Origin of the sequence: Parvularcula sp. LCG005 (assembly GCF_032930845.1) — a bacterium.
GTDB lineage: Bacteria > Pseudomonadota > Alphaproteobacteria > Caulobacterales > Parvularculaceae > Parvularcula.
In genome coordinates this window covers 2,405,792-2,425,271 of the sequence record NZ_CP136758.1, presented here as the reverse complement: position 1 = coordinate 2,425,271, position 19,480 = coordinate 2,405,792, and the positions used below count along the sequence as shown (strand labels likewise).

The 19,480-nt window shown below is 60.1% G+C and carries 19 protein-coding genes; 16 read left to right on the top strand and 3 right to left on the bottom strand.

Translation table 11 applies throughout. The features are described from left to right. Positions 1-46: 46 nt before the first annotated feature. On the top strand, positions 47-598 hold the full coding sequence (frr, locus tag RUI03_RS11475; protein WP_317287602.1) for a ribosome recycling factor: 552 nt from the start codon (positions 47-49) through the stop codon (positions 596-598). A gap of 47 nt (positions 599-645) precedes the next feature. Then, positions 646-1,428, top strand: a complete 783-nt coding sequence (locus RUI03_RS11470; protein WP_317287601.1) for an isoprenyl transferase — start codon at positions 646-648, stop codon at positions 1,426-1,428. Here RUI03_RS11470 and RUI03_RS11465 read toward each other — a convergent pair. Then, the gene (locus RUI03_RS11465; protein WP_317287600.1) at positions 1,425-2,252 is read right to left on the bottom strand and encodes a spondin domain-containing protein; all 828 of its coding nucleotides are present in this window, start codon (positions 2,250-2,252) and stop codon (positions 1,425-1,427) included. The genes RUI03_RS11470 and RUI03_RS11465 overlap by 4 nt on opposite strands. Positions 2,253-2,395: 143 nt before the next feature. Here RUI03_RS11465 and RUI03_RS11460 point away from each other — a divergent pair, with 143 nt between their 5' ends. From RUI03_RS11460 to lpxB, 13 genes are all read left to right on the top strand, one after another. Beyond that, positions 2,396-3,016 carry a sigma-70 family RNA polymerase sigma factor gene (locus tag RUI03_RS11460; RefSeq protein ID WP_317287599.1) on the top strand — a complete coding sequence of 207 codons (621 nt, stop codon included), beginning with the start codon at positions 2,396-2,398 and terminating at the stop codon, positions 3,014-3,016. Further along, entirely contained in the window at positions 3,009-3,644 is a 636-nt protein-coding gene (locus RUI03_RS11455) for an NrsF family protein (RefSeq protein ID WP_317287598.1), read from the top strand. Before RUI03_RS11460 ends, RUI03_RS11455 begins: the two co-directional genes overlap by 8 nt. 127 nt (positions 3,645-3,771) lie before the next feature. Next, complete coding sequence (locus RUI03_RS11450) at positions 3,772-5,916, top strand: ATP-binding protein (protein WP_317287597.1); 2,145 nt, start codon at positions 3,772-3,774, stop codon at positions 5,914-5,916. Between the two features lie 177 nt (positions 5,917-6,093). Then, on the top strand, positions 6,094-6,843 hold the full coding sequence (locus tag RUI03_RS11445; RefSeq protein WP_410795871.1) for a phosphatidate cytidylyltransferase: 750 nt from the start codon (positions 6,094-6,096) through the stop codon (positions 6,841-6,843). Positions 6,844-6,868: 25 nt separating this feature from the next. Continuing rightward, positions 6,869-8,050 (top strand): 1-deoxy-D-xylulose-5-phosphate reductoisomerase, encoded by a 1,182-nt coding sequence (gene dxr / locus RUI03_RS11440; protein WP_317287595.1) that lies wholly within the window; start codon positions 6,869-6,871, stop codon positions 8,048-8,050. Positions 8,051-8,179: 129 nt separating this feature from the next. Further along, positions 8,180-9,388 carry a M50 family metallopeptidase gene (locus RUI03_RS11435; protein ID WP_317287594.1) on the top strand — a complete coding sequence of 403 codons (1,209 nt, stop codon included), beginning with the start codon at positions 8,180-8,182 and terminating at the stop codon, positions 9,386-9,388. Positions 9,389-9,457: 69 nt separating this feature from the next. Continuing rightward, positions 9,458-11,986 (top strand): outer membrane protein assembly factor BamA, encoded by a 2,529-nt coding sequence (bamA, locus tag RUI03_RS11430; RefSeq protein WP_317287593.1) that lies wholly within the window; start codon positions 9,458-9,460, stop codon positions 11,984-11,986. Between the two features lie 117 nt (positions 11,987-12,103). Then, positions 12,104-12,694 (top strand): OmpH family outer membrane protein, encoded by a 591-nt coding sequence (locus tag RUI03_RS11425; RefSeq protein ID WP_317287592.1) that lies wholly within the window; start codon positions 12,104-12,106, stop codon positions 12,692-12,694. A gap of 95 nt (positions 12,695-12,789) precedes the next feature. After that, the gene (gene lpxD / locus RUI03_RS11420) at positions 12,790-13,833 is read left to right on the top strand and encodes a UDP-3-O-(3-hydroxymyristoyl)glucosamine N-acyltransferase (protein WP_317287591.1); all 1,044 of its coding nucleotides are present in this window, start codon (positions 12,790-12,792) and stop codon (positions 13,831-13,833) included. A 5-nt stretch (positions 13,834-13,838) separates the two neighbouring features. Continuing rightward, complete coding sequence (fabZ, locus tag RUI03_RS11415) at positions 13,839-14,312, top strand: 3-hydroxyacyl-ACP dehydratase FabZ (protein WP_317287590.1); 474 nt, start codon at positions 13,839-13,841, stop codon at positions 14,310-14,312. 3 nt (positions 14,313-14,315) lie between these two features. Next, positions 14,316-15,101 (top strand): acyl-ACP--UDP-N-acetylglucosamine O-acyltransferase, encoded by a 786-nt coding sequence (gene lpxA / locus RUI03_RS11410; RefSeq protein WP_317287589.1) that lies wholly within the window; start codon positions 14,316-14,318, stop codon positions 15,099-15,101. A gap of 3 nt (positions 15,102-15,104) precedes the next feature. Next, complete coding sequence (locus RUI03_RS11405; protein WP_317287588.1) at positions 15,105-15,980, top strand: LpxI family protein; 876 nt, start codon at positions 15,105-15,107, stop codon at positions 15,978-15,980. Then, complete coding sequence (gene lpxB, locus RUI03_RS11400; protein WP_317287587.1) at positions 15,977-17,155, top strand: lipid-A-disaccharide synthase; 1,179 nt, start codon at positions 15,977-15,979, stop codon at positions 17,153-17,155. Before RUI03_RS11405 ends, lpxB begins: the two co-directional genes overlap by 4 nt. Here lpxB and RUI03_RS11395 read toward each other — a convergent pair. Together RUI03_RS11395 and RUI03_RS11390 are read right to left on the bottom strand one after the other, a co-directional pair. Then, on the bottom strand, positions 17,111-17,572 hold the full coding sequence (locus tag RUI03_RS11395) for a RidA family protein (RefSeq protein WP_317287586.1): 462 nt from the start codon (positions 17,570-17,572) through the stop codon (positions 17,111-17,113). The genes lpxB and RUI03_RS11395 overlap by 45 nt on opposite strands. Positions 17,573-17,649: 77 nt before the next feature. Further along, the gene (locus RUI03_RS11390; RefSeq protein WP_317287585.1) at positions 17,650-18,948 is read right to left on the bottom strand and encodes a DNA polymerase IV; all 1,299 of its coding nucleotides are present in this window, start codon (positions 18,946-18,948) and stop codon (positions 17,650-17,652) included. Positions 18,949-19,078: 130 nt separating this feature from the next. Between RUI03_RS11390 and RUI03_RS11385 the strand changes: the two genes are divergently transcribed. Continuing rightward, positions 19,079-19,471 (top strand): response regulator, encoded by a 393-nt coding sequence (locus RUI03_RS11385; protein ID WP_317287584.1) that lies wholly within the window; start codon positions 19,079-19,081, stop codon positions 19,469-19,471. Positions 19,472-19,480: the final 9 nt, after the last annotated feature.

The window sequence follows — 19,480 nt, the reverse complement described above, 5'->3', positions numbered from 1 at the left end:
GCATAAGGCCGCCTCGATTCCAAAAAATGAACTAAGGAAGCATCCCATGTCCGATGGCCCCAATCTCAATGAACTCGAAAAGCGCATGGATGGCGCACTGGCGACGTTGAAAACGGAATATGCCGGCCTGCGATCCGGGCGTGCGACAGCGACCCTGCTGGAGCCGGTGATGGTGAATGCCTATGGAAGCGACATGCCACTGAACCAGTGCGGGACGGTCGGCGTTTCGGATGCGCGGACCCTGTCCGTCCAGGTTTGGGACAAGGGCCTTGTTGGCGCGGTCGAAAAAGCGATTCGCGACTCCGGCCTTGGCCTCAACCCTGTCACTGACGGTCAGACCGTGCGCGTGCCGATGCCGCCAATGACCGAGGAACGCCGCCGCGATCTTGCCAAAATGACTGGCAAATATGCGGAAGCCGCCAAGGTCGCCGTCCGCAACGTTCGCCGCGATGGCATGGATGAGATCAAGAAAGCCGACGGCATGCCCGAGGACGATCAGAAGAAGATGGGCGAACAGGTCCAGAAACTGACCGACGCCAAGGTGAAGGTCATCGACGAAATGCACGCTGCTAAAGAAACCGAAATCATGCAGGTGTAAGGTTACCGCTTCGAGCGCGGTGTCGAACACGGGAAGGGTGAGCCATCATGTCGGCGAAAAGATTTGCAGGACGGATGTTTGCCAAGCTCGGTGGGGAAGACGCCGCGCCTGAAGAAAAGCCCCTTCGCCATGTGGCCATCATCATGGATGGCAATGGCCGGTGGGCGAAAGAGCGGGGGCACACCCGCCTGAAGGGGCATCAGGAAGGGGTGGAGGCCGCCCGGCGCGCTGTGGACGCCGCCAAGGAACTCGGCCTCTCCCACATGACCCTCTACAGCTTTTCGACCGAGAACTGGAACCGTCCCGACTGGGAGGTTCAGCACCTCATGAACCTGCTGCGGCGGTTCTTTGAACAGGACCTCGTGAAGCTGGCCGATGAGGATGTTCGCGTCAAAATCATCGGTGACCGCGATGCGCTGCCGAGCGATATCCAGAAGCTGGTCATCGACGCCGAACAGCGCACGGCGGACAATAAAGGCCACACACTGCAGATCGCATTCAATTATGGCGGCCGGGACGAAATCGTCCGTGCCGTGCAGAAGCTGGCAGCGCGCGCTGCAGCCGGGGAGATTGACCCCGCTGCCATTGACGAGACGGCGCTCGGCCTGGCCCTTGATACGGGCGATGCGCCCGATCCTGACCTGGTGATCCGGACATCAGGCGAGCAGCGCCTGTCAAATTTTCTGTTGTGGCAGGCCGCCTATGCGGAGTTTGTCTTTCTTGACTGCTATTGGCCGGACTTTGACCGCGACCAGTTCATGTTCGCGGTCGATACCTTCCGTCGCCGGACACGCCGTTTCGGGGCGCGTCCGGAAGACGTCGCCAGTTAGACCGATTTTTTAAGCCGCTTACGGAAGAATGCACCGCCGCCCAGCGCTGCGGCGAAAAGCGGGAGCGCGGCCGGGACGGGGACCGGATCTGCGGAAATCGAGATTGTCGCCAGTCTGAAGGCACTGCGGTCCGAAAAGAAATTGGCCAGCGCCGGTGACATCAGATCACCCGTGGGCAATGCCACAGCCATCGCGGCAATGCCGTTGCTGAGCGCTACGGGATCCATCGTCTCAATTCCGCCCGCTGCATCCTGACCCACGACAAACGCAGCGCCATCATTCAGGTCATTTGCCTCTGTCCCGGCGTCCCAGATCGCGTTGCCGTCGATGATCAATGTGCGGTCACCCAGATAGGCGCCCGCGGCATTGAACACCTCAAGGGCGCTGCCATTGCCGATGAACGTGTCGTTGGACGGGATGACCATGGACAGATAGCTCAGAAAGCGCTGGGTCATCGGATTGACATCGAAGGTGAAGCTCGCGCTTTCGCCAGGTTCAATGATCGGTGCACCGGCAAAACCGCCCGGTGCCGTGATAACGCCGGTCAGGGCATTCGCATCGGCGCCCAAAGCCTCCGCCATTGCCCCTGAGGCATCGCCTGTTTCAGCAATCAGCTCGACGCCAGCCGATGCCCCCGCGCCGACGTCAAACGCATCATAGGCGCCATTGTGAAAAGCGATGAAGAGCGGTGTCAGGTTTAATCCGCCCGCCTCGCTATTGTTGGTGATGCTGATGGTGACGGGCAGGGCATGGGCAGTGCTCGCGCACAGGCCCAGGCCTGCTGCGACGGCGCCCAAAGCTGACAGAATACTGCGATGTGTCATTATGGTGGTCCTCTCCTTGGCGATATTGCCATGACCCGTGATTCGGTCAGCGGGCGGGAAGGGTTACACGCGGTAATGCAGCAGGACCTCTTCCCGATTTTTGGCTGGTCCGTGTAACCTCCTGCAACTGGGGGCGAATACCGATGACAAAGGTCGACGAACTGGCGTCGGTCAGCGGAGGGCAGGACGCAAAAATGCAGGTTGTGCAGCTGGACACACAGCGATCGGCATCAGGCATGATCGACCTGAACCCCTGCGGTCCATTGATGGCATTGGCCCAGCGGGGGGACAGGCGTGCCTATGACGAGGTGCTGGTTGCCTGTCAGACATGGTTGCGACGGTATCTGTCCACCCGCCTTGTGCCTGATCAGGTCGATGACGTGGTGCAGGAAACGTTGCTGGCCGTGCACCGCAAACGTCACACTTATGACCCGTCACGACCCTTCGCGCCGTGGTTCGTGGCCATCGCTCGATTTAAATGGCTCGATCGGCTGCGCGCCATTTACCGGGCCGAAGAAGACGAACTGCAGGACGTCCATGGGTTTGAATGTCACGAGGAAAGCGTCCTGGCACGGATTGTCCTGGAACGGGTGATCCAACACCTGCCCAAAGCGCAGGCCGAGGCGCTGACCCTCGCCAAGGTGGAGGGGCGATCGATTGAGGAAATTGCCATCATGACCGGCCAGAGTGCGTCACTGGTCAAAGTCAACATCCACCGCGCCAGGAAGAAACTGATCAAATATCTTGAGAAATCCTATGAGTAGCTCTCCTTTCATCGACAGCCTTGTGGCAACCGCTGAGCCCGTCCGGCCTCGCCGCGTATCGCGCGAGATCCTTGCTGTCATTGCCATCGCTTTGGTTCAGTTTGCCGGAACATACGTTCTTGTCCTGGGCGACGGGTTTCAGCAGGCACTGCTGTGGGACCCGGCGCGTGCCATTTTCAAGATGGCGCTTCTGGGGGCGGGCACGATCGGCTTTACCCTGATGGCGCTTTATTCGTTCGGTCCGTCTGCACGGCGCATTGGGCCCTTTACAGCTGTGATGTCGGCGGTCCTGTTCCTTCTTGCGCTGATGGGGTTTGACTGGTCGCTGGCGGGCAGTCTCTCTGCTGCCTTTGCGCCTCAGCACGGATCGGCCTGTGTCGCGGGTATCCTTGCTCTGGCCTTGCCGCTGATTCTTGTTCTCAGCCTGCTGATGATGCGCGGCGCCAGTGTGCAGCCGGGGCAGAGCGCGCTTCTCGTCGGCCTTGCTGGCGGGACATGGGGGGCATTTATCTACTCGCTGCAGTGCCCCTTTGTCAGTCTGTGGTATTTAGCGGCCTGGTATGGCGGCGGTATATTCATCGTGACATTGGCAGCCCGGCTCATCCTGCCGCGCCTTGCCCGTTGGTAAACAAAAGATTGTCCGGATACCTCAAAAAGTTCCTATCGGACTTTATGGTGTTTTTACCGCGTCAATTTGGAGCGCGTTAATGCAGGATTGTTAAAGCTTGCGCCAAGGAACTGGCGGAGAGCAGCGGGTGACATCACCTAACGCAGCAATATCAGAAGAGAAGCGGCTTGCAGCCTTGGCTGACACGGGCCTGTCGTCGCCGGGGCCAGAGCCTTTTCTCGAGGATGCGGTTGAGCAGCTCATGGCCATCTGTCAGGTGCCCATCGCCGTCATTTCACTGATTGAAGAGGATCGTCAGGTCTTCAAGGCCAAGCGCGGCGTCGATCTGGAAGAAACCTGCCGGGGCGATTCCTTCTGTACCGTCACGATCCAGACGCCCGATCCGCTCACGATTGTTGATACAGTCACGGACGAGCGCTTTAGCGCTAACCCATATGTCACCGGTGAGCCGGGCATACGCGGCTATCTTGGCGTGCCGATCGAACTGTCCGGCGGAGCTCGCATTGGTGCACTGGCGGCAATATCGCAGACGCCCCGGGAATGGACGGTGGATGAGATCTCGCAGGTGCGCCGTCTCGCCAGTATGGTGGCGACATTCATTGAAACCCGTACAGCCCTGCGGGGCCAGCCCATTCCGAGCGCGGCCCAGACCCGGCCCGCAGACCTCGACCGACTGCGCACCCTTGCGCTCTCCAACATGTATGAAGGCATGATCGTCAATGATGCGGCAGGCAAGATTGTCAGCTGCAATGAGGCTGCGGCGAGAATTCTGGGCCTGTCCCTCGATGATATGGTCGGCGCCAAATCGATTGATCCGAAATGGCAGATGACAGATGAAGAGGGTCAGCCCGTTGAGATGCGGGACCATCCTGCGATGATCTGCCTGCGTACAGGCATGCCCGTTACGGACGCGGTCCTTAGCGTCCAGAATCCGCGGCTTGAATCCCGATGGCTACGGATCAATGCGCGCCCGATACGGGACGTGGCGACTGGCGTGATGCAATATGTCATCTCGACATTCGCTGACATCACGACGCAAATGCTGCATGTTGACACGTTGCGGGAGGAGGCAAGCGCGGCGCGTGCCGAAACGCGAACGCGCCAGAATTTTCTTGCCAATATCAGCCATGAAATCCGTACGCCGCTGAACGGCATTTACGGCATGGCGGAGTCCCTGCATCGCACGACCCTGACGCCCGACCAGACGGAGAAAGTCGATACGGTGCTTGCGTCGTGCGAGGGGTTGATGACCCTCCTCAACGACATTCTGGACATGTCGAAAATCGAGGAAGGCAAATTCTCCATCGTGCCGACAGAAGAAAGCCTGACGGATGTGCTCCGTCACCAGGCGACGCTGTGGCAGCCGCAGGCCAATGAAAAGGGCATCGTGCTGACGCTTCAGGTGGATGACAATGTGCCTGAGAAACTGCGCTTTGATGCGGTCCGTACACAGCAGTGCATCTCGAATCTTCTGTCGAACGCCATCAAATACACGAAGTCGGGCACGATTGAGCTGATGGCTCGTGTGGTGGCGACGGGACAATCCGGCAGCACTGTGAAGATCAGTGTGCGGGATACGGGCATCGGGATGGATCCCATGACCATTGCCCGCCTGTTCCGCCCGTTTGAGCAGGTTCACGGCACGGCCATGACCGTCGTTCATGGCACGGGCCTTGGCCTCTCCCTCGTCGCCAAGCTCGCCGAACTGATGGAGGGCGAAGTCTCCGCCGAAAGTACACCTGGCCGGGGTTCCGTGTTCAGCTTCACTTTCTTGGCCGGGGCCGTCAGTCCAGGCGCCGCCACCCAGAACAAGTCGCCATGCCTGCGGGATAGACTGTCGAGCATGATGAGTGCGCTGACGATACTGGTGGCGGACGACCAGCCGCTCAATCGCATGCTGTGCCGACTGTTTCTTGAACCTTATGGCGTCACTGTCCTCGAAGCGGAAAATGGTGAGAAGACACTGGAGATGCTGAAGGAATTCGACATCGATGTGGTGCTTCTCGACATGCACATGCCGGTCATGGATGGTCCTGATACCGTCGAAGCGATCCGCCGATCGGGGGAGGAATGGGGGGCCGTTCCCGTGCTGGCGCTTACGGGCGATGCCATGAACGGGGTGCGCGAATATTGCCTGTCACTCGGTATGGATGGGTACCTGACAAAACCGCTGACCGAAAAACGCTTCTTACGTGAACTCGAGGCGATCAGCCTCGTCGACAAGGAGGGCCGTTCGGTCGTGTCGCGCTGGGCCAATCCATCGGCTGCCTGATATCGGCAGATCGTCGTCGCCCAGGTCTTTCGTTCTGTGACCATTCCCGGCAGATAGAGTGAACCTTTCACTCTGAGTTGACGGCCGGTTCTTATCCTTCCTTCTGACGATACGGTTTCCAAGACGCCTTCGCCCAAGCGGTTGAAGGGGCTGCTGGCGCGCGTCGTTACGGCGGCCATGTTGATGCCGTTCGCCATGGCGATCGTCTATTGGGGCGGGCGACCCTATTCGGCCGCGATTGCATTTGTCCTGATCATTCTCATTTTCGAGTGGGCGCGCATTGTCGATCGCGCTGAGTTTTCGCGCGGATTCTACACCTTGTCGGTGACGGCGATTGCCATGGTTTATTTTGCCGCGGGCGGATCGTATCTGACCGCGACCGGCATTGCGCTGGGGGGCGGCGCGCTGGCCACGCTGCTCGAATTGCGCGGCAAGCCGTTCGTGTCCTGGCCGTTTGTCGGCGCCGTCTATCTTCTCCTGCCCGCAATCGCTGCCCTTTATATACGCCACGATCCGGAGGAGGGGCGGGCGCTGACCCTCCTTTTGTTCTTTGTGGTGTGGGCGACTGACAGCGGCGCTTATCTCGCCGGCACGTTCATTGGGGGCCCGAAACTTTGCCCGGCCCTCTCGCCGCGGAAGACGTGGACCGGAGCGATCGGCGGCGTGCTGTGCGGCGGCGCGGTGGCCGTTGCCTTGGGCATTCTGACCGCCCTGCCATTCGGACCATTGGCACTGCTGGCCCTCGGGATCGCGCTGTCGATCTCCACAATCATTGGTGATCTGGGGGAAAGCGCCCTGAAGCGGGCTTACGGCGTGAAGGACACAGGCGGTGCCTTTCCTGGTCATGGCGGTGTGCTGGACCGGCTGGACGGTTTCATCGTCGCTGCGCTGACGCTGGCCTTCATCATGGTTCTGCGGCAGAGTTGATGGCCTTGATAAAGATAGAGATCGAATGACCGTAAAAAGGCGAGTGACCGTACTCGGGGCCACGGGCTCCGTTGGTTTGTGCACGTTGGAACTGATCGCGGCGGCGCGCGCATCGGGCGATGCTGAGATTGAGGTCGTGGCCGTCACGGCCAACACCAATGCGGAAAAGCTCGCGGAAGCAGCCATTCGGGCAGGCGCAAAATTTGCTGCGGTATGCGATCCGGACAGCGGCGACGCCCTCAAACGGGCCCTTGCTGGTACGGGGATTCAGTCCGCATCAGGTCCCGACGCGGTGGTCGAGGCGGCGCAGATGGACGCCGACTGGGTCATGGCGGCGATAGTCGGGGCGGCGGGCATTCGCCCCTTGATGGCCGCCGCGGAGCGCGGTGCCGACATCGCCTTTGCCAACAAGGAATGTCTCGTCTGTGCCGGTGACGCGGTGCTGGCCGCGATGGCGCGGGGCGGCGGCAGGCTCCTGCCTGTGGACAGTGAGCATAATGCCATCTTTCAGGTCTTCGATTTTGAGCGCCCCCACCGCGTGCGGAAAATTATTCTCACCGCGTCCGGCGGCCCATTCCGTCAACGGGACCGGGCCAGTCTGAAAAACGTGACGCCGGAAGAGGCGGTGGCGCACCCGAACTGGTCCATGGGCGCCAAAATTTCCGTCGACAGCGCCACGATGATGAACAAGGGGCTGGAGCGGATCGAGGCGGCCTATCTCTTCCCTGTCGCCCATGACCTGATTGACGTGCTCGTCCATCCTCAGTCGGTTATCCATTCCATGGTCGATTATGTCGACGGTTCTGTCCTCGCCCAGCTCGGCACGCCGGACATGACCATTCCGATTGCATCGACGCTGGCTTGGCCCGACCGCGTGCCGACGCCCGCCAAGCCTCTGGACTTGGCCCAGATCGGCACCATGACCTTCGAGCCGCCCGATGAGGACAGGTTCCCGGCCCTGCGGCAGTCGCGGGAGGCGCTGAAGGCCGGCGGCCTGACCACTGCGATCATGAATGCGGCCAATGAAATCGCCGTTGAAGCGTTCTTGCAGCGGCGGATCGGTTTTCTTGATATCGCCGATATTGCCGAATTCTGCCTTGAAGAGGCGCGGCCAGACGGTTTGTCGACTGACCTCGAAGCGGTCCTCGCCGCCGATGCGCTGGCCCGACAAATTGCGTTGAAACGGATCGCAAGCCTTGGCCGCTAGGCAAAGCTTGGGCAGTATGCGCCGATCGTCGCGGCGTGGAGACCTTTTAACAGGATTTCCTCGGGCGGCTGGGGCACAAGGTCAGAACGGTCTACGCGATCGGGCGACGAATAGAATGGACAGGTTTTGATGGATTTTCTGGTGCCGGTCATCATTTCGGTGGCTTCCTTTTCCGTTCTGTTGCCGCTGATCGTCTTCGTGCACGAGTACGGCCATTTCAAAACCGCGCGCCTGTGCGGCGTGAAGGTCGACACCTTTTCCATCGGCTTCGGACCAACGCTGACCCAGTGGATCGACCGCAGGGGCACGGCCTGGAAAATCGCGGCCGTTCCGCTCGGCGGCTATGTGAAGTTCTTTGGTGATGCCAATGCTGCCTCTGCCGGTGCAGATGCAGGTGAGGAAAAGCAGTCCGGTACGCAGTTCAAATCCGAAAAGGCGAAGCTTGAATCTCTGCTGACGCCTGAGGAAAAACGCGTCTGCTTCCACTTCAAGCCGGTCTGGCAACGCATGCTGATCGTCGCCGCGGGTCCGTTTGCCAATTTCATTCTCGCGGTTGTGATCTTTGCTGCGCTGTATTCCACGATCGGTGAGCGGTATCTGCAGCCGGTGATCCAGGAGGTTGTCGCTGATAGCCCAGCGGCCGAGGCGGGGATGATGCCCCGGGATCGTATCGTCCGGATCGAGAACCACCGGGTCAAATCATTCAATGATGTCCAGATGCGCGTCCGTCTGTCGGCGGAGAGCCCGCTGGATATCGTCGTCGAGCGCAACGGTGCGACCGTTCCGCTCGTCCTGACACCGGAACGCACGGAAATGACGGACGGCTTTGGCAACACCGTGAGCGCAGGCCGCGCGGGGATCTCTTTCAGCGCCGATGATCCGGTCTTCATCCGCTACAATCCGATCACCGCGACCTGGCGGGGGGTGCAGCAGGTGGGCAGCGTCCTCGACACGACAGTTGTCTATCTCGGCCGGCTTGTGACGGGGCGGGAAGATCCGCGCCAGCTCGGTGGGCCGGTCAAGATCGCCCAATATGCAGGCCAGGCAGTGTCATCGGGGTTTGATGCTGAGGTGGAAGCGCCGCTGACGGCGCGCGTCCTGACCAGCCTGACCAATTTTATTCAGCTGGCAGCCCTGATGTCGGTTTCGATCGGTTTCCTCAATCTGCTGCCTGTCCCAGTTCTGGACGGCGGGCACCTCGTGTACTACGGCTATGAAGCCGTGGCAGGACGTCCATTGAGCGACCGCGTGCAGGGCATTGGTTTTCGCATCGGTCTTGCGCTAGTGGGATCGTTGATGATTTTCGTCGTGGTTAATGATGTGGTTCAACTCTTCTAGGGTTGGGCTTTGGACAGTAACGCGATAACACTTGTTAGTGCGGTAACGCGGGTAATGGGACGGATCGGGATGGCTGGAATCGGCAAGAAAAGTTTTGGGCTGATGCTGTTGTGTGGCTCGGCGATGGGCATGGTTCCGCTGGCGGGGCATGCGCAGACCACCCAGGCCCCTGCGGCGGAAGCGCAGCCGGAGCAGGCCCCGATTATCCAGCAGATCGTCGTGCGCGGGAACCAGCGCATCGAATCTGAGACGGTTCGGTCCTATCTGCCCATTCGTCCGGGCCAGCCGATTAACCAGATTACCATTGATGCTGGGCTGAAGACCCTGTTCGCGACCGGCCTCTTTGCCGATGCCGAGATGGTCTATGACAACGGCACGCTCGTTGTGAACGTGCTTGAAAACCCTATCGTCAATCGGGTCCTGTTCGAGGGCAACCGCGCGACGAAAGAGGACAAGCTGACCGAGGACATGCAGCTGGAGGCCCGTTCGGTCTACACGCGCGCCAAGGTTCAGTCTGACACCCAGCGTATTATCGAGGTCTACCGCCGCAGCGGGCGCTTCGGCGCTACCGTGACGCCGAAGATTGTCGAGCTGCCGCAGAACCGGGTCGACATCATCTATGAGATCGAAGAGGGGCCAAAGACTGGCGTCGCCAAGATCAACTTCATCGGCAACACGCATTTCTCTGACGCGGAACTCCGCGGGGCCATCCTGACGGCTGAGAGCAATTGGTGGAACCTGTTCGAGTCCAACGACAATTACGACCCTGACCGTCTTGAATATGACCGTCAGCAATTGCGCGATTTCTATACCAAGCAGGGCTATGCTGACTTCAGCGTTGTCTCTGCCGTGGCTGAGCTGACACCTGACCGGAAAAACTTCTTCATCAACTTCACGGTTGAAGAAGGCCCGCAATATGAGTTCGGGAAGATTGACGTCCGCACGACCCTGGCCAAAATCCCAGGGGATTATCTCGAGCGTGTGATTCCTATCCGGACGGGCAACCAGTTCAACTCCGAACTGATGGAAAAGGCCGAAGAGGCCATTACCTACTCCACCGGTGTCGCTGGCTACGCCTTCGTCGATGTTCGCCCACAGCTGACCCGTAACCCTGAGACCAAGACCGTCGATGTGACGTTCGAAGTGAACGAGGGTCCGCGCGTTTACGTCGAACGGATCAACATCCGCGGGAACACGCAGACGCTCGATCACGTCATTCGTCGCGAAATGCGTCTATCCGAGGGCGACGCCTTCAACCGCGTTCTGGTTGACCGCTCAGAGCGTCGGATCAAGGGCCTTGGCTATTTCTCCGAGGTCACGATTGAAGAACAGCCAGGGTCTGCGCCTGACCGGACCGTTCTGGACGTAGCGCTTGCCGAACAGTCTACGGGCTCGTTCCAGGTGGGCGCCGGTCTGTCGTCGGCTGATGCGTTCATTCTGAACTTCCAGATCGAACAGCGGAACCTGCTCGGTCGTGGCCAGTATCTGCTCATGGACTTCCAGGCTTCGTCTCGGACACAGCGGGCGCGTCTGTCATTCACAGAGCCATTCTTCCTTGGCCGTCGCCTGAATGCCGGCCTGTCGCTGTTCGCGAACAAGACCGATTACGAAGAAGCTGGCTATGTCGCCGACACGGTTGGTGCCGGTGCCAATCTTGGTTTCCCGGTATCTGAATTCGGCTCCCTCAGCCTGTCCTATCAATTGCGATCGGACAACATCTTGCTGGACCGCCGGACGAGCGTAACGATCCCTACAGGGGCTGATCCGTCCGACTATCTGTTGACGGGCACCACTGATTTCAGCCTGTCGCCGAGCACGTCGGGCCAGGTCCTGACGACGGACGTCTGTAACCTCGTCTCCCGTTCACTGGATCCAACCTGCGAAAGCCGCGGTGACTTCCTGACGAGCCAGGTCGGCTACACCATGCGCTTTGACCAGCGGAATGACCCGCTTGTCCCAAGCCGCGGCTGGTTCTTCGACGTGTCCCAGGCCCTCGCAGGTCTCGGCGGTGACGTGCAATATCTGCGCACCACGGCACGCGGGTCGGCCTATCGGCCTTTGCCCTATGATCTGGTCGGCGCGCTCAAATTCGACGTCGGCTATATTGACGGCTTCGGTGATGACGGCATTCGCGTGAATGACCGGTTCTACAAAGGCGGCAACCGCGGCTTCCGCGGCTTTGACGTGGCCGGTGTCGGTCCTCGCTATTTCGATCCATCATCGGGCTACGACCGCGCCATTGGTGCGCGTGCCTATGCGATCGGTTCGGTTGAGGCGCGCCTGCCATTGCCGTTGCCACCAGAATACGGTATCCGCGCATCGCTGTTCAGTGACTTTGGCGCCGTTGGTATCATCGACGAAGAAGACAAGCTGCTGAACAACGACCTCGCCAATTGGGGCGAGTATTACGGTGACCGGACGGACGGCATCCAGAACGAACCTGTTCAAGATGACTTCTCCCTCCGCGTGACCGCGGGTGTGTCGATCAACTGGCGTTCTCCATTCGGGCCGGTTCAGATCGATATCGCCGAGGCGCTGAAGAAAGAAGAATACGACGAAGAGCAAGTCTTCCGGTTCAGCGCAGGCGGCAATTTCTAGTTTAATTGCCACATTCACGGAAAATTCATGGGGCTGACACGTCTCTGGCCTGTACAAGCGTGTCGCTCGGCGTTTTCCTTGCATCGAGCCTAATCTAGCAGGGGCAAAGGATTTAAAATGACCAAGTTCAAGACATTCATGGCCGCGATCATCGCTGCCGTTTCCATGGCTGGCGTATCAACGGCGGCAATCGCGCAGGATTCAGTCATCCTGTTCATCGACGAAGGCAAGCTGCTGACCCAGTCCCAGGCCGGGAAATCCATTTCTGATCAGGTCAAAGTGCTGGCAGCTGAAGCAGAAGCTGAAGTGAAGGCCGAAGGCGTCAAGGTGCAGGAAGAGGGCAAGAAGCTCGAAGCCTCCAAAGACAGCCTGTCCAAGGACGATTTCGCCAAGCGCTATCAGGCCCTCCTGCAGCGCGCCCAGCAGGTCGGCCAGCTGAGCCAGATCAAGCAGGCTGAAGTCTCCCAAGCCGAAGCCCGTGCGCTGGCTGAGCTGAATGCCAGCCTGCAGCCTGTCGTGAAAAAGATCCTCGAGAAGAAAAAAGCCACTGTGCTGCTGGAGCGTCGCGCCGTTGTTTATGCCGATGACAAGCGGGACATCACCGATGAGATCATCAAGGCTCTCGATAAAGAGATCAAAACCGTCAAGGTTCAGAAAGTGGACCTGATTGCGCAGGCACAAGCTGCTCAGGCCGCGCGGAACAAGTAACGCGCCGTCAGAAAGCGTGATGACGATTGAAAGGCCGGGCTCACGCCCGGCCTTTTCTATTGGGGGGTGTTGGCGCTATTGGAAAGGGAATGACCATGACCGACCAAGCTGACGACGCCTTTCGTCCCGATCCCCGTTTCTACCTGACCGCGCCGCCGCTGAGTATCGTTGACGCCGCGAGAATAGGCGGCGCGACCCTCGTGCGTGAGGGGTCTGACCCGAACGTGACGCACGCCAGCGCTCTGTCGCGGCCCAGCGAAGGCGGCCTTATCTTTGCGCAGGGCGTCAGGGACCTGAAGCCAGAAATCAGCGGTCAACCAGCGCTCGTCCTGTTGACGGAAGACGCGGTTGAGATCGCTGCCGCCCTTTTTCCGCAGGCGGCGCTGGCGACCACCAAACGCCCCAAGGCGGCCTTCGCCAGTGTTGCTGCTGCTCTTCACACGTCCCGGTTTGAGGAGATCGCTGATGCGGCGCCTGCGGCTGATGATGCTGTCATCGCGTCGACGGCCCGGGTCGCTGACACTGCCGTCATCATGGCCGGGGCGCAAATCGGCGAGGGCGCTGTGATCGCGCCCTACGCGGTTATCGGTCCGGGGGTCGTGATCGGCCGGGACACCCATGTGTGGCCTCATGTAAGCGTCACCCACGCGGTCATCGGTGATCATTGCCGAATACATTCTGGTGTACGGATCGGTGATGCCGGATTTGGTTACGTTCCGTCGGACCAGGGCATCATGGCAGTGCCGCAGCTGGGGCGCGTTCTGATCGCTGACAATGTCGATATCGGCGCCAACACGACGGTGGATCGCGGCGCTCTGGCCGACACCATTATCGGCCAGGGAACGAAGATCGATAATCTCTGCCAGATCGCGCACAATTGCCGCCTGGGGCAGCACGTGCTGATGGCCTCTCAATCCGGAATCTCCGGCTCGACTGTTGTGGGTGACGGCGTCATGATCGGCGGTCAGACAGGGATCGCAGAACATTTGACGATTGGCGATGGCGCGGCCATCACAGGAAAATCCGGTGTCATGAAGGATATACCGCCCGGTGAACGATGGGGAGGCTTCCCCGCAAAGCTGGCCAAGGACTGGATGAAAGACGTCGTGGCCCTGTCAAAATTGAACAAAAAGAGATGATGGCCATGAGCGACGTAGACGACGACTTTCTTCCTCCAATCAGCCTGGACATGCTGAAAACGCTGCTGCCGCATCGCTATCCGATGCTGCTGGTGGATCGAATTGTCGACGTCACGCCTACTGCTGGCGCGGTCGGTATCAAATGTGTGACAATCAACGAGCCGTTCTTTCAGGGGCACTTCCCTGAAATGGCGGTGATGCCCGGCGTGCTGATCATTGAGGCCATGGCCCAGACGGCGGCAGCCTATACGGCCTACGCTGACAAGGTGGACACGGACGGAAAGATCGTTCTTTTCATGGGCGTTGAAAAAGCAAAATTCCGCCGTCCGGTCATCCCCGGTGATCAGATGCGCATTCAGATCTCGGTGACCAACCGCCGGCCACCAGTATGGAAATATGAGGGCAAAGCCTTCGTCGATGGCAAGCTCGTGGCCGAGGCCGCATTCGGCGCCATGCTGACGGCCCCGCCGAAAGGATAAGTCATGACCATTCACCCAACGGCCATCGTCGAGGACGGGGCGCAAGTCGACCCCTCCGCCCAGATCGGGCCCTACGCCCATGTAGGCCCCCATGCGACCATCGGGGCCGACGTCACATTGCATGCCCATACCGTTGTCATGGGACACACCAGCATTGGTGCTCGCACAGCCGTCTTCCCCTTTGCTGTCCTCGGCGCACCGCCACAGCATCTGGGGTACAAGGATGAACCAACGACGCTGGTCATTGGGGAGGGCAACCTCATCCGCGAACACGTCACCATGCATCCCGGCACAGTGCAGGGGCACAAGACGACCGTGGTGGGCGACAACTGCCTGTTCATGGTCGGCGCCCATGTCGCCCATGACTGCACCGTCGGCAACAATGTGATTTTCGCGAATAACGCGACGCTTGGTGGGCATATCACGATCGGTGATTTCGTGTTCCTGGGCGGCCTTTGCGCCATCCACCAATATTGCCGCGTCGGCCCTTATTCGTTCCTTGGTGGCGGCGGCATTCTGACCACGGATGTCATCCCCTATGGCTCTGCCTTCGGCAACCATGCCAAACTCGAAGGCCTCAACATTGTCGGGATGAAGCGCCGCGGCATGTCGCGCGAGACGATCCATAAAATCCGCGCCGCTTACCGGATGCTGTTCGCCGAAGAAGGGACGCTTAAGGAGCGTCTTGAGGATGCGACGGAGATTTTCAAGGACACGGCCGAGGTCATGACGATTATCGACTTCATGCGGGCCGATGCGGACCGTCCGCTCTGTCTGCCTGCGAAATAATCGATGACCAAACGCTGGAACAAGGTCGGGATTATCGCCGGCGGTGGGCGCCTGCCTTTGAAACTGGCGGAGGGGTGCCGTGAGCGGGGTGACGGTTATCACGTCATTCGGCTGATGGGATATGCAGACGCGGCCCTCGACCACCATCCCGGCGATGATTGCGGTATTGCGGAGGTTGGCAAAATTCTCCGTCGACTGAAAGAATCGGGCTGCGACGCCATTGTGATGGCGGGTCTTGTCCATCGGCCGAATTTTAAGACGCTCCGACCGGACTGGCGGGGCGCTGCGCTTCTGCCCAAAGTCGTCAAGGCGGCCCGCGGCGGTGACGGCGCACTGCTTGATGTACTGGTAGAGACATTCGGGGCCGAAGGATTTCTGGTCGTCGGTGCCGAGGAAGTGGCCGGCAATCTCCGCGCACCGCAGGGGCCATTGGGACAGCACTCGCCCGATGACGATGCGATGAGTGATATTCGCAAGGCGGCGCGCGTGATTGCGGCATTGGGGCCCTTTGACGTGGGGCAGGGCGCCGTGGTGCGGAACGGTCTTGTACTGGCGGTTGAGGCGGCAGAGGGCACCGACCAGATGCTACAGCGCTGTGCCGCCCTGCCCGATGATGTGAAGGGGTACGAGCCTGACCAGCCCCACGGTCCGCGCGGCGTTCTGCTCAAACGCCCCAAGCCGGGGCAGGAATTGCGCGTTGACCTGCCCACGATCGGCGAACGGACCATACGTGGGGCGGCATCTGCGGGGCTTGCCGGCATCGCCATTGCAGCCGAGGGCGCGTTGATCATTGAGCGCGATGCTGTGGTCGAGCTTGCCGACACGCTTGGTCTGTTCGTTTACGGACTGTCTGAGCTGGAGTGGAAGGGCACGACGTGACTGGACCTGTCATCATGCTGGCAGCGGTGGAGCCGTCGGCCGATGCGATCGGTGCGGAGCTGCTGAAAGAATTAAAAGCCAAGGTTCCGGATGCGACATTTGTCGGATGCGGCGGCCCGAAAATGGCTGCGGAGGGCTTTGATGGGGCCTTCGATATTTCAGCATTCGCCGTGATGGGCTTTACCGATGTGGCGCGGGTTCTCCCTGCCGCCTGGGCGCGGTCCCGGGATCTGGCGCGCATCTGTGCAGAACAGTCCGTGGACGTGGCCGTCTTTATCGACGGCTGGAGCTTTTCGCGTCTGGCGGCCAAGCGGATCAGGAAGCGCGCCCCCGCGACCAAGATCGTGAAATATGCAGCACCGCAAGTCTGGGCCTCCCGGCCGCAACGGACCGAATTCGTTCGCCACAATTTCGATGCGGTCCTGACGCTTCTTCCATTCGAGCCACCCTATTTTGAGGAAGTGGGCGTTCCCGCCACCTTTGTCGGCAACCCGAACTTCGAGCAGGTTGCCAAGACGCCACGATCCGGACCAGCCTTCAGGGCACGCCACAATCTGGGGGCGGCACCGCTGCTCATGGTGCTGCCCGGTAGCCGAAAGACGGAAGTATCAAGGTTGTTGCCCAGTTTTGGCGACACGGTCACCAATGTGTCACGTCAGATCAACGGGCTGAAAGTGGTCATTGCTGCCGCGCCCGGCATGGAGCCGCTGCTTGATCAGGAGCTCGCCGCGTGGCCGATCCAGCCGCTTGTTATTCCGTCCTCTGAGCGGTTTGACGCATTCGATGCGGCGGATGTCGCCCTTGCAGCATCCGGAACGGTCACGACCGAGCTGGCGATGACAGCCACACCCATGATCGTGGCCTACCGTGTCGATGCGCTGACCGCCTATTGGGCGCGCAAGGTGCTCGTCACGCCATTTGTCAGCATCATCAATGTGGCGGCGAATGAAATGGTGATCCCTGAGCGTATTCAGGAAGACTGTACGCCCGAACAGCTGACGGCGGATATTGTGCGGCTATTCACGGATGAAGAGGCGCGGCGGCGACAGCTGTCGACATTCCGCCGTGTTCTGCCCGAGCTGATCGGCGCCGGACAGTCTTCGCACCGGGCCGCCAGTGAAATCGTCCGCCTACTTCAGGGCGAAGATCGCGTCGACCTCGACAGCCGCGCCTAGGGGCAGGGCGGCGACGCCCACAGCCGCGCGGGCGTGACGGCCATCTTCACCCATGGCCAGCATCATCAGGTCAGATGCACCATTGATGACCTTCGGGTGATCGGTGAAATAGGGCGTAGACGCTACAAATCCGCCAAGCTTCAGGCACCGGTCAAGGCGATCAAGATCACCGCCACAGGCCGCCTTGGCCTGAGCCAGAATGCCCAGGGCGCAGGCGCGGGCGGCGGCGATACCACCTTCGACATCCATGCTCTCGCCCAATATGCCGCGGATGATGTCGCCATTCTGAAACGGGATCTGTCCCGATATATAAAGCGTCCGGTCCTGGATCGTGTAAGGAACATAGGACGCTACAGGCGCAGCAGGTTCGGGCAGGGAAAAACCGGCATCGGTCAGGCGGGTTTCAATCTCGGACATTCTCTTCCTCTGGTCAGGTCGTCAGGTGAACTAGCGGGAATGGGGCGGGCGGGTCCACCCTTGCGGGCTGGTGGCCGTCAGGGTTTGCGGCGAACGCGCTGGTCCCGCGCCGTGCCAATCGTTTCCGGCCCGAACCGGGCGCGCAGGCGGGCAATGGCACCCTCCTGTCGGCCGATTCGCTTATGGTCATCGGCAAACAGCTCGCCCTCGTCCATGAACGCGGCCGGGACCAGATCCGAAATGCCGATTCCGATCAGGCGATAGGCTGTCGGCGACGGATCGTGCGGTATTTCCTGGACCAGCAGCTGTCGGCCCGCCTCGAAGATGACGCGCGCAAGATTGGTGGGGCCGGACAAGGTCTGCCTGCGAGTCAGCGATTTGAATTTCGACGTCTTGAGTTTCAGTGTGACGACGCGGCCAGCGAGGTCCTTTGCCTTGGCCCGCTCGGATACTTTCTGCGCCATCGCGTAAAGGCGGTCTTCCAGCGCCAGGCGATCCCGAATGTCTTCGTGAAAGGTCGTTTCACCGGAGACGCTCTTGGTCTCCCGCTCCACGCGCACGGGCCGATGATCCCGGCCATGGGCGCGATTGTAGAGGGACAGGCCGTGATCGCCAAAGCGTCGTGCCAGCAGCTTGGGGTCGCTGGCCTGCACATCGCCCAGGGTTCGGTAGCCCGCCGCCTGCAATTTCTTGCTGAAAGCCGGACCGACGCCGGGCAGCAGGCCAACCGGGTAGGGCGCGAGAAACGCTTCGGTCTCCGCCGCGCCAATGACGGCAAAGCCACGCGGCTTGTCGAGGTCGGACGCAATTTTCGCAAGCAGCTTGTTATGGGAAAGACCGATGGACACCGTAATGCCCACGTCTTTCTCAATCCGCCGGGCGAGGCGAGCAAGGGTTGCAGCAGGTGGGCCGCCGTGAAGCCGCTCGGTCCCCGTCAGGTCCATGAACGCCTCATCAATCGAGAGTGGTTGGACGAGCGGGGTCAGATCCTCCATTGCCGCGCGGATTGCCTTCGCTGCGACGACATATTTGTCGAAGCTGGGGCGGACCACGACCGCGTCAGGGCACAGCGCCAGGGCCTTGAACATCGGCATGGCCGATCGCACGCCGTAGCCGCGCGCAATATAGCAGCAGGTCGCCACGACGCCGCGCTGTCCACCCCCTACAAGGACAGGTTTGTCCGCGAGGTCCGGATTGTCGCGCTTCTCAATGGCCGCGAAGAAAGCATCGCAATCCAGGTGCGCAATCCCCAAATGCAATAGCTCAGGATGGGAAATGATTCGGCGACCGCCACAATTATTGCACCGTTCCCGTGCGACGTTAACTTTGCCGCAGTCTCGGCAAAGGGTTTGCGGGGAACAATCGTTAACGGGCATCGGTTTTTGATCAACCTGCAATTAACTTAAACGCCTATAGATGAGGATGGAGCGAGTGTAGCGGCGGGAGACCAGCGCTGTCTCGAAATAGGCTAAAACAAGTATGTCAGTCGCTGTCGTAACGAACTTAATGTCACCAACAGATCATAGCACACCCGGGCAGAAGACGGTCCTGATCGTCGAAGACAACGAGCTGAACATGAAGCTTTTTCATGATCTGCTTGAGGTCCAGGGCTATAATGTCCTCAAGGCGGTGAATGGCAATGAGGGTTTTGCGCTCGCCAAGGCGCATCACCCCGATCTGATCCTGATGGATATCCAGCTGCCAGAGAAGTCGGGCTTGGATGTGACGCGTGAGATCAAGGCTGATCCAGAAATTGCCGGCATCCCCGTCATCGCTGTAACGGCTTTCGCCATGAAAAGCGATGAAGAGCGGATTCGGCAGGGCGGATGCGAAGATTATCTCGCAAAACCGATCTCCGTTCCGGTGTTTCTTGAGAAAGTGAAAAGGTATCTAGCGTAAGGCGGATGG

What these genes read in the sequence shown, in the direction of transcription:
- frr (WP_317287602.1), top strand. Translation starts at nt 47, where the DNA reads ATGTCCGATGGCCCCAATCTCAATGAACTCGAAAAGCGCATGGATGGC.
- RUI03_RS11470 (WP_317287601.1), top strand. Translation starts at nt 646, where the DNA reads ATGTCGGCGAAAAGATTTGCAGGACGGATGTTTGCCAAGCTCGGTGGG.
- RUI03_RS11465 (WP_317287600.1), bottom strand. Translation starts at nt 2,252, where the DNA reads ATGACACATCGCAGTATTCTGTCAGCTTTGGGCGCCGTCGCAGCAGGC.
- RUI03_RS11460 (WP_317287599.1), top strand. Translation starts at nt 2,396, where the DNA reads ATGACAAAGGTCGACGAACTGGCGTCGGTCAGCGGAGGGCAGGACGCA.
- RUI03_RS11455 (WP_317287598.1), top strand. Translation starts at nt 3,009, where the DNA reads ATGAGTAGCTCTCCTTTCATCGACAGCCTTGTGGCAACCGCTGAGCCC.
- RUI03_RS11445 (WP_410795871.1), top strand. Translation starts at nt 6,094, where the DNA reads ATGTTGATGCCGTTCGCCATGGCGATCGTCTATTGGGGCGGGCGACCC.
- dxr (WP_317287595.1), top strand. Translation starts at nt 6,869, where the DNA reads ATGACCGTAAAAAGGCGAGTGACCGTACTCGGGGCCACGGGCTCCGTT.
- RUI03_RS11435 (WP_317287594.1), top strand. Translation starts at nt 8,180, where the DNA reads ATGGATTTTCTGGTGCCGGTCATCATTTCGGTGGCTTCCTTTTCCGTT.
- bamA (WP_317287593.1), top strand. Translation starts at nt 9,458, where the DNA reads ATGGCTGGAATCGGCAAGAAAAGTTTTGGGCTGATGCTGTTGTGTGGC.
- RUI03_RS11425 (WP_317287592.1), top strand. Translation starts at nt 12,104, where the DNA reads ATGACCAAGTTCAAGACATTCATGGCCGCGATCATCGCTGCCGTTTCC.
- lpxD (WP_317287591.1), top strand. Translation starts at nt 12,790, where the DNA reads ATGACCGACCAAGCTGACGACGCCTTTCGTCCCGATCCCCGTTTCTAC.
- fabZ (WP_317287590.1), top strand. Translation starts at nt 13,839, where the DNA reads ATGAGCGACGTAGACGACGACTTTCTTCCTCCAATCAGCCTGGACATG.
- lpxA (WP_317287589.1), top strand. Translation starts at nt 14,316, where the DNA reads ATGACCATTCACCCAACGGCCATCGTCGAGGACGGGGCGCAAGTCGAC.
- RUI03_RS11405 (WP_317287588.1), top strand. Translation starts at nt 15,105, where the DNA reads ATGACCAAACGCTGGAACAAGGTCGGGATTATCGCCGGCGGTGGGCGC.
- RUI03_RS11395 (WP_317287586.1), bottom strand. Translation starts at nt 17,572, where the DNA reads ATGTCCGAGATTGAAACCCGCCTGACCGATGCCGGTTTTTCCCTGCCC.
- RUI03_RS11390 (WP_317287585.1), bottom strand. Translation starts at nt 18,948, where the DNA reads ATGCCCGTTAACGATTGTTCCCCGCAAACCCTTTGCCGAGACTGCGGC.
- RUI03_RS11385 (WP_317287584.1), top strand. Translation starts at nt 19,079, where the DNA reads ATGTCACCAACAGATCATAGCACACCCGGGCAGAAGACGGTCCTGATC.